The sequence below is a fragment of the Halopseudomonas sp. genome (assembly GCF_041579695.1).
Classification (GTDB): Bacteria; Pseudomonadota; Gammaproteobacteria; order Pseudomonadales; family Pseudomonadaceae; genus Halopseudomonas.
The window spans coordinates 1-13,479 of sequence record NZ_JBFGFI010000078.1 but is presented as its reverse complement, the minus strand read 5'-3'; the positions used below and the strand labels follow the sequence as shown (position 1 = coordinate 13,479).

Sequence of the window (13,479 nt, the reverse complement as noted above, 5' to 3'; positions counted from 1 at the left end):
TGTAGTGGTCTACTAATCCCGGACACCGAAATGGGTGGTAAATTTACCGCCATAGCTGAGGTGCTCCATGACAAGACAACGTCGTACATTTTCAACCGAGTTCAAACATGATGCAGCGTTGCTGGTTCTAGACCAGGGATACTCGGTCATAGAGGCAAGCAAGTCCCTGGGGATTGGAGAAACGGCCTTACGACGCTGGATCGACCAATTACGAATCGAGCGTGACGGCGGTACTCCCAAGGGAAAAGCTTTAACTCCAGAGCAGCAGAAGATTCAGGAGCTCGAAGCCCGAATCAACCGGCTCGAACGGGAGAAAGCGATATTAAAAAAGGCTACTGCTCTCTTGATGGCGGACGAGCTCGATCGTTCGCGCTGATAGACCGGTTAAGTGAGCATGAGCCTGTTGAATTGGTCTGTGAAGCGTTCGGCATCTCCCGATCCAGCTACTACGATTCCCGGCGTCGCCGGAGACATATTGACGCCGAGAAGGTGATGCTGCGGAGCAAGGTAAATCAACTGTTTAACGAGAGTAGGAGCTCAGCGGGCAGCAGAACAATCATGGGCTTGATGCGCGAAGAAGGGTATCAAGTCGGCCGGTTCAAGGTTCGAAGCCTCATGCGTGATCTCGGGCTGGTATCCAAGCAGCCAGGGCGTCATGCGTACAAGTCGGCCACCGTCGAGCGACTGGATATCCCGAATCATCTGAACAGGGAGTTTGCGGTGCAGACACCTAACCAAGCCTGGTGTGGAGACATTACCTATATCTGGGCCCAAGGACGGTGGTGTTATCTTGCCGTCGTCTTGGATCTGTTTAGCCGTCGTGTAGTGGGCTGGGCGCTATCAAGTCACCCAAATGCAGAACTGGTCATAAGAGCGCTGGATATGGCTTATGAACAGCGAAGCCGGCCTCAGAACGTGATGTTCCACTCGGACCAGGGAAGCCAGTATGTCAGCCGCAAATTCAGGCAACGGGTATGGCGCTATCGTATGAGGCAAAGCATGAGCCGACGAGGCAATTGCTGGGACAACGCGCCCATGGAAAGGCTGTTCCGCAGCTTGAAGTCAGAATGGATCCCAAGCACCGGATACACCACGTTCAACGAAGCACAGCGAGACATCAGTTATTACCTAATGACACGCTACAACTGGCTGAGACCACATCAATTCAATGATGGCCTGGCTCCTGCCAAGGCAGAGGAAAAGCTTTATCCACTGTCCGGAATCAGTTGACCACTACACAGCTCTACCGCTACCAAATTGATCGACCATGCTTAATGGGGTCTGATTCCTTTGCAAGACGCAGAGGCACATTTAAACACTTCACCAGGGAAGTGGTTTTTTTGTAAGTTGGAACCTTAGAAAATCCCTGGAAAAATTCAACCCAACCCCCCAAAACTGTCCAGACAGACATAAACCATAGATCAATAATATTGCCAGCGCTCTCAATTCGTTGAAAATCTTGGATTTAGGTCCTACTGACTTTTCCCCTAGTTGTACTGAACATCTCTTCGTTTCTCACAGATCAGCGGCGAATATTATCGTAATGGCTGCCACAGAACTATTGGACCTACTTTTAGTCGGTGGCCGCAAATCGTCAGGGATCCGCCATTGTTAAGTTGGTAAATGCTAATGGCATTAAATATCAACTTGGCCAAGGCGTTGCACCTTAGATCTGTACCTAGAGCAGAGATAGCCCAGGGCGTCCTCAATACCCGACGCTACCTCAATACGCACGTTCGAGCTGATCTATCAGACGGGTAGGTTTCTGCATCCGTAACAAAGCAAGTGCCAAGCACCTTCTGTATTCAATTCCGGAAACTTATGGCCTAGCGTATAAAAGCATAAGCCTCTGATTTTAATAGCAAAAACCCGGCACTTGGCCGGGTTTTTGCTATTTTTTATGACAATTATTCTGCCCAATCGTGACAATTAACCTGCCCGTCGACAGGCGATCAGACGTCCAGGTTGGATACTGCCAGTGCGTTGGTCTCGATAAAGTCGCGGCGCGGCTCCACGTGATCACCCATCAGCGTGTTGAAAATCTGATCCGCCGCTATAGCGTCCTCAATGTTGACCCGCAACATGCGGCGGCTATCCGGATCCATTGTGGTTTCCCACAACTGATCGGGGTTCATCTCACCCAGCCCCTTGTAGCGCTGAATAGTGTGACGGCGGGCTGTCTCGTTCATCATCCACTCCAGACCTTCCTTGAAGTGCGTGATCGGCTTCTTCTTTTCGCCGCGCTGCATATACGCGCCTTCTTCCAGAAGGCTCTGCAGTTTCTCGCCCAGTTCCGCCATGCTGCGGTAATCATTACTGGCAAACAGGTCGCGGTTGAAGGTCACATAACTGGAGAGGCCATGGGAGATAGTTTCGACCTCCGGCAACCACAGCTTGCGCTCTCGATCCTCGCGAAGACCTACATTGAACTGCTGGCCCGATTTCTCTCCGGTTTTTACCATCGCTTCGAACTGGGTCATCCAGTTGTCCATAAAGGTCTTGTCCGCGAGGTTCTCCAGGGTAAGCCGAGGCAGGTAGATGAAATGCTCCATCAACTCCAGCGGATACAAGCGGCCCAGACGCTTCAGGGTTTTCATTACTGACCGGAATTCCTGCACGATGCGCTCAAGTCCTTCTCCGGTAATACCGGGGGCATCCTCGTTGACGAACAGGTAGGAATCCTCCAGCGCTGACTGGGTCAGATACTCTTGCAGTGCGTCATCATCCTTCAGGTATTGCTCCTGCTTGCCCTTCTTGATCTTGTACAGCGGGGGCTGGGCAATATAGATGTAACCACGCTCGATCAACAGAGGCATCTGACGGAAGAAGAAGGTCAGCAGCAAGGTACGGATGTGCGAGCCGTCGACGTCTGCGTCGGTCATGATGATGATGTTGTGGTAGCGCAGCTTGTCGACGTTGAATTCTTCACGGCCGATACCACACCCCAGTGCGGTGATCAGCGTGCCGACTTCGGCAGAAGAAAGCATCTTGTCGAAACGCGCTTTCTCCACGTTGAGGATCTTGCCCTTGAGCGGCAGAATCGCCTGGGTCTTGCGGTTGCGGCCCTGTTTGGCCGAACCGCCCGCAGAATCACCCTCCACTATGTAGAGTTCTGAAAGCGCCGGATCCTTCTCCTGGCAGTCAGCCAGTTTGCCTGGCAGGCCGGCGATATCCAGGGCACCCTTGCGTCGAGTCATCTCGCGGGCCTTACGCGCCGCTTCCCGGGCACGCGCAGCGTCGATCATCTTGCCAACCACCGCTTTGGCTTCGTTCGGCCTTTCCAGCAGATAATCGGAAAATGCCTTGTTCATTTCCTGTTCTACGGCGGTCTTTACCTCGGAAGAAACCAATTTATCCTTGGTCTGCGAGGAGAACTTGGGATCAGGTACCTTGACCGAAATGATTGCAGTCAGGCCTTCCCGGGCATCGTCGCCTGAGGTGCTGACCTTCAATTTCTTCAACAACCCTTCCTGCTCGATATAGGTGTTGAGCGTCCGGGTCAAAGCGCTGCGAAAACCTGCCAGGTGGGCACCACCGTCGCGCTGCGGAATGTTGTTGGTGAAACACAGGATGCTTTCGTTAAAGCTGTCATTCCACTGCATCGCGACTTCAACAGCGATGCCATCGTCACGCTGTAAATTGAAGTGGAATGTCGAGTTGATCGTGGTCTTGTTGACGTTGAGGTAGTCCACAAATGCGCGCAGGCCGCCCTCATACTTGAACAGTTCTTTCCTGCCTGAACGCTCGTCTTCCAGATGAATACCGACGCCGGAGTTAAGAAAGGACAACTCGCGCAGCCGCTTGGCCAGAATGTCCCAGCTGAAGCTGATGCTGGTGAAGGTCTCTGCAGACGGCTTGAAATGAATCTGGGTGCCGGTTGTCTCGGTGTCGCCAACGGCCTTCAAAGGCTGCTGGGGCACGCCGTGAACGTATAGTTGCTCCCACACCTTGCTGGCGCGGCGGACCGTCAGAATGAGCTCTTCGGAGAGGGCGTTGACCACGGACACGCCGACGCCGTGCAGACCGCCGGAGACCTTATAGCTGTTGTCGTCAAACTTGCCGCCGGCATGCAGCACAGTCATGATGACCTCGGCCGCTGATACGCCTTCTTCGTGCATATCGACCGGGATACCACGGCCGTTGTCACGCACGGTGATCGACTCGTCGGTATGAATGACGATTGTAATGTCGGTACAGTGCCCGGCAAGCGCCTCATCAATGGAATTATCCACTACCTCGAATACCATATGGTGCAGACCGGTACCGTCATCCGTGTCGCCGATGTACATGCCGGGGCGTTTTCGCACCGCATCCAGGCCCTTCAGGACCTTGATGCTTGATGAATCGTAGGCTCTCTCTTCGGTCATATTCTCGTCACTCCAGACAGCTTTCGGTCTGCACAATGTGTCCATGTTCCACGTGGAACATGGTCAGTAATGTTTCTTTCTGCCAGGACTGGGCGAGCTGTTCAGCTTCTACGCCGGTAATAAACACCTGGCAGTTCAAGCCCTCAAGTAACTTGCAAAGGGCACTACGGTGATACTCGTCTAGCTCGGAAGGCAGGTCATCAACCAGAAATACGCAATCCTGTTGACGTCCTCGCTCCTTTAAAAGATAGCCCTGTGCAATTTTCAATGCACATACAACCAGCTTTTGCTGCCCTCTGGACAGGATCTCTGCCGCATTCATACCTTTAATGCGCAGACGCAGGTCGGCTCGCTGAGGGCCGGCCTGGGTGTGACCCAGCTGGCAGTCGCGCTCGAACTGTGTATCCAGCACCGCTTGCAGGTCACGGTCTTTGTCCCAACCCCGAAAATAGCTCAGCGTCAGATCATCCAGGCTGACCAGCTGTGAGAGGACATCTTCGAAAACCGGCTTCAGCTTGGCTATGTAAGCGCGCCGGAAAAGGTCAATGCGCTCACTGGACGCCACCAGCTCCGCTTCCCACGGGGCTAATTGAGAACGCTCAATTCTACCACGTCGGAGCAGCGAATTCCGTTGCTTCAGGCTTTTTTGCAACCGTTGCCACGTGGCCAGAAACTGATGTTCCACGTGGAACACACCCCAATCAAGATACTGTCGTCTCTGCTTAGGCGCGCCTTCGAGCAATTTAAAACTATCAGGATTGATCAACTGCAAAGGTAAGGTCTCAGCCAGCTGAGCAGTGCTTCGGACTGCCTGACCGTCGATGCGAATCTGATAATCTGCCTGCTTGCTCCGGGTAATACCCATGGACGTAGTCACGCCGTTGTTCAGCAACAGCTCGGCAAAAACCGTGCAGGCATCATGCTGATGTTGAATAACAGGTTGCAGGCGGGTGCTACGGAACGAACGGGCTAGGCCCAAAATATGAATGGCTTCCAGCAGGCTGGTCTTGCCGCTGCCGTTATCACCGTAGATCAGATTTATATGCGGGGAAGGGTAGATCGTCACCGGGTGCAAGTTACGCACCGCGGTGACTGACAATCGCTTGAGGGGCATGAAGTGAGTGGTGGCCTACAGGCGCATGGGCATGACAACGTAAACGCTGTCATCCGATTCTGATTCCTGCACCAGCGCGCTGCTATTGGCATCGGACAGAATCAGCTTGATCTGCTCGTTACTCAATACGTTCATGACGTCCAGCAGATAGCTGACATTGAAACCGATTTCCAGTGGGCTGCCGTTGTACTCAACCGCAATATCTTCCTCAGCTTCTTCCTGCTCAGGGTTGTTGGCCTGGATCTTCAGCAGCGAGTCGCTGAGCATCAAGCGAATGCCACGGTATTTTTCATTGGAAAGAATGGCGGTGCGACTGAACGCGTTACGCAATACCTGCCGGTCGGCCAGCACGATCTTGTCGCCACCACGTGGCAGAACCCGCTCGTAATCCGGAAATTTGCCGTCAACCAGTTTGGAGGTAAAAGTGTAGTCGCCGGTGGTCGCGCGAATGTGATGCGTTCCCAGGACGATACTCACCAGATCATCTGCTTCGCCCAGCAGACGTGCGAGCTCCAGAATGCCCTTACGCGGCACAATAAGCTGGTAGCGCTCCTGATAATCGATATCGGCGTCCAGCGTACACATCGCCATACGGTGCCCGTCAGTGGCGACCGCTCGCAGCTGGCCCTTGTTGATCTCCAGCAGCATCCCGTTCAGGTAGTAGCGCACATCCTGCTGGGCCATCGCGAAACTGGTACGCTCAATCAGTCGACGCAGCTTGTTCTGACTGACCGAAAAGGTCATGGAGCCGGGACCCTCTTCTACATTCGGGAAATCCGAGGCGGGCAGGGTCGCCAGTGTGAAGCGACTGCGGCCTGCCTTGATCACCGCCTTGTTGTCTTCGACCTTGAGCGTCAGGGCGACGTCATCGGGCAGCGACTTGCAGATATCCATCAGCTTTCGGGCCGGGACTGTTATCTCTCCAGCCTCGGCAGCCTCCTCGAGCTGGATGCGTCCAACCAGTTCAACCTCCAGGTCGGTACCGGTAAGCGACAGCGTGTTTCCATCCACTACCAGCAGAACATTCGAAAGTACCGGCAGGGTCTGACGACGTTCCACGACCCCGGCGACCAGTTGCAGGGGTTTCAACAGGGCTTCTCGCTGAATGGTAAATTGCATTGTCTTCCTTCGACCTCGTCCAGTATGGAAACGGATGCGGGATGTATGACCTAGGTGGTCAACGTCCTCAGCAGGTTCTTGTAGTCTTCACGAATATCTGCATCCATCTCACGCAATTCCGCGATCTTGCGTGTCGCATGCAGCACGGTAGTGTGATCACGGCCACCGAAAGCGTCGCCAATTTCAGGCAGGCTATGGTTGGTCAGCTCCTTGGAGAGAGCCATTGCCACCTGACGCGGTCTGGCAACAGAGCGTGAACGGCGTTTTGACAGAACATCGGAGACCTTGATCTTGTAATACTCGGCTACGGTGCGCTGGATGTTGTCGATACTGACCAGCTTGTCCTGCAACGCCAGCAGATCCTTGAGTGATTCCCGAATCAGTTCAATGGTGATATCGCGGCCCATGAAATGCGCGCTGGCAATAACCCGCTTGAGCGCACCTTCGAGCTCACGCACATTCGAGCGAATCCGCTGGGCTATGAAAAACGCCGCGTCGTGGGGCAAATCCACCCGGGACTGTTCGGCCTTCTTCATCAGGATCGCTACCCGGGTCTCGAGCTCAGGTGGCTCTACCGCAACGGTGAGACCCCAGCCGAAACGCGACTTGAGTCGCTCTTCCAGGCCGTCGATTTCCTTGGGATAGCGGTCGCTGGTCAGAATCACCTGTTGCCCACCTTCAAGCAACGCATTGAAGGTATGGAAGAACTCTTCCTGGGAACGCTCTTTCTTGGCGAAGAACTGGATGTCGTCAATCAGCAGCGCATCAACCGAACGATAATAGCGCTTGAAATCATTGATGGCGTTCATCTGCAGCGCCTTGACCATGTCGGCTACAAAACGCTCGGAATGCAGATACACGATCTTCGCCGCCGGATTCTTTTTCAGCAGCTGGTTGCCCACCGCGTGCATAAGGTGTGTCTTGCCCAGACCAACCCCTCCATAAAGGAAGAGGGGGTTGTATCCGTGCTTGGGGTTATCAGCCACCTGCCAGGCCGCTGCGCGTGCCAGCTGGTTGGATTTACCCTCGACAAAGTTCTCAAAGGTGAAGCTACGATTGAGGTAACTAGTGTGCTTGATTACAGGAGAACTGGGCCCACCTTGATCCGCGCGTTGCGGCGGACGCGGGTCTTCTTCCTCTATGCGTGACCGTTGCCCCTGCTCAGGCTGGAAGCCCTGGGCCACGACCTGGGTCCGCGGCATCACCGGTGTGCTGGCAGACTTCAGGGTGTCCTCTGAAGCGGCTACAGACTGCGGTGGCAGCGAACGCGGCGTTACCGAGACAGACGCTGCACGGCGACTGCCAATGAGCAGGGAAACCATCGGTGCCTGACCCTGCGAGAGGTCATCAAGGAGTTCCTGAACGCGGTTCAGGTACTTGTCATTAACCCAGTCAAGCACAAAGCGATTGGGCGCATAGAGCCGCAGCTCAGCCTGATCACCGTCAACCTGCAACGGTCGGATCCAGGTATTAAACTCTTGGGATGGGAGCTCATCACGCAAAAAATCAATGCATTGCTGCCAGAGTACAACCGACACAAATTCTCCCGGTCCTTCCGTCAAGAACGACATTATTTTTTGATTGGCCGGGCGCAAAAAGATGATGCCGGACCGATTAAATACAGCCGTCATTCTAGCGCTTTAACGGCCTACTTATCCACACTCTTGCAGGCGCGCAAAGATGCTCTGCCGGCAAGTTGAAACCACTGGAAATCCCCGACCAAACCTGCAAATCGTCCAGCACTACACGCCAAAAGGTTGGCTGAACCGTGTGGACAAGCGGGGCCTAGCACTGTGCACAAACAGGACACAGTCCTGTGGACGAAACACCCTGTGGATAGAGTGCCTCTTTATCCACAGGACACCCACACGAACAGGACCCTTTCCGTCACCGTCTACCCACACCCTTTTCACCTTCGCAAGTAACTGAATAAAAGAGGGTTTACGGGGTTACCCACAGAAAATGGCTTTACCATTAGCATTAACATCAACAGTCTTTTAAAAAAGATCTTTTCTATATTGTTTTTAATAAGATACGGCGCTAAATCGAATTGACCTGCACTGCGTTATTCTCTAGAATTGCCGGTCCCTTGAAGGGGCTCACTGCTCTGACGCGAATCAACCAGGTATCCGAAGATGAAAAGAACATTTCAACCCAGCGTTTTGAAGCGCAAGCGTAACCACGGTTTCCGCGCTCGCATGGCTACTTCCAACGGTCGCAACGTACTTGCACGCCGTCGCGCCAAAGGTCGTAAGCGCCTGTCAGCTTAAGACCGGTTGTACCGGTGGATCACGGGTTCGGCACTGAATTCAGACTGCTATCGTCTGATCAATTCAAGACCGTATTCGATGGTGCCACCCGCAAGGCTTCCGGCCCCTATGTGCTGTTGTTGGCCAGGTCTAACGATCTGGGCCACCCGCGCCTGGGTCTGGTCATTGCCAAGAAAAGTGTTCGGCGAGCGGTTGATCGCAACAGGGTCAAACGCATAGCCCGGGAATCGTTCAGATTAAACAAGAGCGAGCTCGGCAGCCTGGACATCGTCGTCCTGGCCCGCAAGGGCCTGGGCGAGCTTGACAATGCTGCGCTGCACGAACTGTACAAAGGCATGTGGCGCAAGCTGGCAAAGTCTGCTGACAAGCCACCCCGTTCACGCCATTCCGGACCCCCATCATCCAATGCGTAATCTCGCACTCGGACTGATCAAGGTTTACCGCTACGCTATCAGCCCGCTGATGGCCAGTCATTGTCGTTTCTATCCGTCCTGCTCCTGCTACGCCCAGGAGGCCATTGAGCAACATGGCCTGCTTCGCGGCGGCCTGTTGAGCGCGAAACGACTCGGACGTTGTAATCCCTGGGGCTCAGGGGGTTACGATCCCGTACCGCCTGCCACTGCCAATCATTCTCCTCAGATGAACAAGCCATGAACATGCAACGAAATATCCTCATAGCTGCTTTGCTCGTGATCTCTTATCTCATGATCCTGCAGTGGAACTCCGACTACGGTCAGGCGGAACTGCCCGACGTTGTGGCAACGGAAAGCACTGGCAACGCGGATCAGATATCCGACGTCCCATCAGCTACCACACCACAAACGCAAGCAGGCCCGGCTGATGACGTGCCGGTTGCAGTAGAGTCAGGTATTGCCGAAATCGTCGACGCACCCTCGGCTGCCAAGGTGAACGGAAATCTGATAAAGGTTGCTACCGACACCCTGCTGGTCAGCATTGATCCACGCGGCGGTGATCTGGTTGACCTGTCATTGCCGGAATATCCGGTCCGCAAAGACCGCCCGGACCTGCCGTTCCCGATTCTGGAACGCTCGAACAGCATGACCTATGTGTCACAAAGCGGTTTGACCGGCAAGGATGGCATTGATGCACGGCCAGCCGGCCGCCCGCTTTATACCTGGGCGCAGCAGAACTATACGCTGGGCGATGACGACCAGATTGTCGTCGACTTGCGATTCACCGAAAACGGTGTCGATTACATCAAACGCTTTACTTTCAGCCGCGGCAAATACCTGATCGAAGTCGACTATCTGATTGACAACCAAAGCGGCGAAAACTGGACCGGTAATCTGTACGGCCAGATCAAGCGTGATGACAGTCCGGACCCATCAAGTTCCAGCGCAACCGGCATGGCGACATACCTGGGTGCAGCGTACTGGGCCTCTGACGATTCCTACACCAAGGTCGACTTCTCCGATATGGACAAGGCGTCCTTGCGCGAAACTGTGGAAGGCGGCTGGATTGCCTGGCTACAGCATTATTTTGTCAGCGCCTGGGTGCCGCCAGCGGATCAGCAGCATGTCTATCAGACCCGCAAGGACAGTGCCGGGAACTACATAGTCGGCTTTACCAGTCCGGCAACTATCGTACCTGCTGGCGAACAGGCAACAATCTCTGCCGACTTCTACGCTGGTCCGAAAATCCAGGACCGCCTGGAAGACATCTCCCCCGGGCTGGAACTCACGGTCGATTATGGTTTCCTCTGGTGGATCGCCCAACCATTATTCTGGGTATTGAGCTTCATCCACGGTTTCGTGGGTAACTGGGGTTGGAGCATCATCCTGCTCACTCTGTTGATCAAACTGATCTTCTTCCCGCTGTCCGCAACCAGCTATCGCTCGATGGCCAACATGCGCCGGGTTGCACCCAAGCTGGCAGCGTTGAAGGAACAGCACGGTGATGACCGGCAGAAAATGTCCCAGGGCATGATGGAGCTGTACAAGAAAGAGAAGATCAATCCGCTGGGTGGCTGCCTGCCGATCCTGGTACAGATGCCGGTGTTCATTGCCCTGTACTGGACCCTGATGGAAAGTGTGCAGATGCGCCAGGCACCATGGCTCGGCTGGATTACCGATCTGTCGCTGAAGGATCCGTACTTCATTCTGCCAATCCTGATGGGCGCGACAATGTTCATCCAGCAGCAGCTGAACCCGACCCCGCCCGATCCGATGCAGGCGAAAGTGATGAAGATGCTCCCGATCGTCTTTACCTTCTTCTTCCTCTGGTTCCCTGCTGGTCTGGTGCTGTACTGGGTGGTCAACAACATGCTGTCTATTGCCCAGCAGTGGTACATTACCCGGCAGATCGAGAAGGGTGCTGCGGCCAAGAACTGACCTGAAACGGGTCCACGCAAACGCCCCGATTACGGGGCGTTTTGCTGTCCGTCCCCCAGCCAGCACAACCGGAGCGCGCAGATGAGCCCCAGCTACCACACCGATACCATCGCCGCGATTGCCACGCCCCCCGGTCAGGGCGGCGTCGGCATAGTGCGCATATCCGGTCCCGGCGCCTTGCAGATATGCCAGCAAATCAGTCATCTGCAGCCAAAACCCAGGCATGCGCATTACGGCACCTTTTGGCACAACGACCGTGCCCTCGATCAGGGGCTGACGCTGTTCTTTCCGGGCCCCCATTCGTTCACTGGCGAAGATGTGCTCGAGCTCCAGGGGCATGGCGGCCCAGTGGTGCTGGATCTGCTGCTCAAGGCCTGTTTTGATGCGGGCGCAAGACCGGCCCGGCCCGGCGAATTCAGTGAGAGGGCATTTCTCAATGACAAGCTGGATCTGGCCCAGGCCGAGGCAATTGCCGATCTGATCGAGGCCAGCTCGGAGCAGGCGGCTCGCAACGCGCTACATTCCTTGCAGGGGGTATTCTCCGCCCGCGTACACGAACTGACCGAGGCCCTGATCGGTCTGCGCATTTATGTTGAAGCAGCGATCGACTTCCCGGAGGAGGAGATCGACTTTCTAGCCGACGGTCACGTGCTCGGCCAACTGCAGGACATCCGCGAAAAGCTGCGTAACGTACAACGCGAAGCGGGCCAGGGGGCGCTGTTGCGCGACGGCATGAATGTGGTTATCGCCGGCCGACCCAACGCCGGTAAATCAAGCCTGCTCAACGCGCTGGCAGGCAAGGAAAGCGCAATTGTCACGGATATTGCCGGGACAACCCGGGACGTACTGCGTGAGCATATCCACATAGACGGTATGCCGGTGCACATCATCGATACCGCAGGTCTGCGCGATACACAGGATCAGGTTGAGCGCATCGGTGTCGAGCGGGCAATGCTGGCGATAGCCGATGCCGACCGGATACTGCTGATGGTCGACGCCTCCCAACCCGAAGCGCGGAACCCCGACCAGCTATGGCCGGAATTTCTGACCACGCCACCGGACCCCTCGAAGGTCACGCTGGTGCTGAACAAGATTGACCTGACCGATGAGTCGGTAGGGCAGGAGCAGGCAGCTGACGGTAGCGTCACACTGCGACTTAGTGCCCGCAGCGGCGCAGGTGTGGATATGCTGCGCGAACACCTGAAAAGCTGCATGGGCTACAGCCAGACCAGCGAGAGTCTGTTCAGCGCTCGCCGGCGTCATCTGGAGGCCTTGGAGCAGGCCAGTGAACTGCTCGACCACGGTCATGCGCAGCTTACCCTCATGGGTGCTGGCGAGTTGCTCGCTGAAGACCTGCGGATGGCGCAACAGGCCCTGGGCAGCATTACCGGCGAATTCAGCGCAGACGATCTGCTGGGCCGCATATTCTCCAGCTTCTGTATCGGCAAATAACGGCGCGAACCCGCTTTTCACCCCAGCCATTTTCCGCTTTCGTCACCTGGAGACTGTTCCTCAGCGGCCCAATCCATATTAATTTCTGCAACTAAGCCCTGTGCACAAGTGACCTTGAGACAGGGTCCCAACCCTGTGTATAAAGCTATTGCAAAACACCCTGTGTATAACCTGCCCACTTGTCCACAGGATTACCACGTTATTCCAACCCATCCAAAAGCAGGATAGTCACAGATTCGCGCACCTCTGAAACCCTTGCTATCCGGGTAGTGAAAGCACTTATCCACAGATATTGCTGCCACCATTAGCATTAGTAACATAAAGCTTTTAAAATCTTTTCTTTCTTTATTCTATTGATAAGCGGGCAAGCTAGGCCTGAATCGCCGCTGCTCAAAAAATAGCCAGTTCAAGGCTGCATTTTTCTGTCCCAGGGCCTATAATCACCGCCCTTTTCCCGACGCCGGCAATTGCCCGGAACGAGGTCAGCTGTGGAATTTCCAAGTCGTTTTGACGTGATCGTGGTAGGTGGTGGCCATGCCGGTACGGAGGCTGCGCTGGCAGCGGCCCGGATGGGCGTGAAAACACTGCTAGTCACTCACAACGTCGAGACGCTGGGTCAGATGAGCTGCAACCCCGCCATTGGCGGCATAGGCAAGAGCCATCTGGTCAAGGAAATCGACGCGCTCGGCGGGGCCATGGCCCGGGCAACCGATCTTGCCGGCATCCAGTTTCGGGTGCTGAACAGCCGCAAGGGCCCTGCCGTAAGAGCCACACGGGCTCAGGCCGACCGGATTCTGTACAAGGCG

General features: G+C 55.1%; 11 protein-coding genes. 7 read left to right on the top strand and 4 right to left on the bottom strand.

Annotated features, from left to right (window positions below; translation table 11 throughout):
• Positions 1-67 precede the first annotated feature (67 nt).
• A protein-coding gene (locus ABYA88_RS13005; RefSeq protein ID WP_373187788.1) for an IS3 family transposase occupies positions 68-1,230 on the top strand; the annotation gives its coding sequence in 2 pieces (ribosomal slippage) (positions 68-323 and positions 323-1,230; 1,164 coding nt in all).
• A gap of 722 nt (positions 1,231-1,952) precedes the next feature.
• Here the strand turns inward: ABYA88_RS13005 and gyrB are convergent.
• The 4 genes from gyrB to dnaA are packed head-to-tail and all read right to left on the bottom strand — an operon-like array spanning position 1,953 to position 8,138.
• Positions 1,953-4,367, bottom strand: coding sequence for a DNA topoisomerase (ATP-hydrolyzing) subunit B (gene gyrB, locus ABYA88_RS13000; RefSeq protein WP_373187787.1), 2,415 nt, complete (start codon positions 4,365-4,367; stop codon positions 1,953-1,955).
• Positions 4,368-4,374: 7 nt separating this feature from the next.
• The gene (recF, locus tag ABYA88_RS12995; RefSeq protein ID WP_373187785.1) at positions 4,375-5,481 is read right to left on the bottom strand and encodes a DNA replication/repair protein RecF; all 1,107 of its coding nucleotides are present in this window, start codon (positions 5,479-5,481) and stop codon (positions 4,375-4,377) included.
• 15 nt (positions 5,482-5,496) lie between these two features.
• Complete coding sequence (gene dnaN, locus ABYA88_RS12990) at positions 5,497-6,600, bottom strand: DNA polymerase III subunit beta (RefSeq protein ID WP_373187784.1); 1,104 nt, start codon at positions 6,598-6,600, stop codon at positions 5,497-5,499.
• A 50-nt stretch (positions 6,601-6,650) separates the two neighbouring features.
• Positions 6,651-8,138 carry a chromosomal replication initiator protein DnaA gene (gene dnaA / locus ABYA88_RS12985; protein ID WP_373187782.1) on the bottom strand — a complete coding sequence of 496 codons (1,488 nt, stop codon included), beginning with the start codon at positions 8,136-8,138 and terminating at the stop codon, positions 6,651-6,653.
• Between the two features lie 597 nt (positions 8,139-8,735).
• Here dnaA and rpmH point away from each other — a divergent pair.
• From rpmH to ABYA88_RS12955, 6 genes are all read left to right on the top strand, one after another.
• Positions 8,736-8,870 (top strand): 50S ribosomal protein L34, encoded by a 135-nt coding sequence (gene rpmH, locus ABYA88_RS12980; RefSeq protein WP_150276439.1) that lies wholly within the window; start codon positions 8,736-8,738, stop codon positions 8,868-8,870.
• 14 nt (positions 8,871-8,884) lie between these two features.
• Positions 8,885-9,283, top strand: a complete 399-nt coding sequence (rnpA, locus tag ABYA88_RS12975; RefSeq protein WP_373187781.1) for a ribonuclease P protein component — start codon at positions 8,885-8,887, stop codon at positions 9,281-9,283.
• Positions 9,276-9,524 carry a membrane protein insertion efficiency factor YidD gene (gene yidD, locus ABYA88_RS12970; RefSeq protein ID WP_373187780.1) on the top strand — a complete coding sequence of 83 codons (249 nt, stop codon included), beginning with the start codon at positions 9,276-9,278 and terminating at the stop codon, positions 9,522-9,524. The genes rnpA and yidD overlap by 8 nt, the downstream gene beginning before the upstream one ends.
• Positions 9,521-11,221, top strand: coding sequence for a membrane protein insertase YidC (gene yidC / locus ABYA88_RS12965; protein WP_373187778.1), 1,701 nt, complete (start codon positions 9,521-9,523; stop codon positions 11,219-11,221). The genes yidD and yidC overlap by 4 nt, the downstream gene beginning before the upstream one ends.
• An 81-nt stretch (positions 11,222-11,302) precedes the next feature.
• Complete coding sequence (mnmE, locus tag ABYA88_RS12960; RefSeq protein WP_373187777.1) at positions 11,303-12,673, top strand: tRNA uridine-5-carboxymethylaminomethyl(34) synthesis GTPase MnmE; 1,371 nt, start codon at positions 11,303-11,305, stop codon at positions 12,671-12,673.
• 488 nt (positions 12,674-13,161) lie between these two features.
• On the top strand, positions 13,162-13,479 hold a 318-nt coding region (locus ABYA88_RS12955; RefSeq protein ID WP_373187776.1), incomplete at its 3' end, for an FAD-dependent oxidoreductase.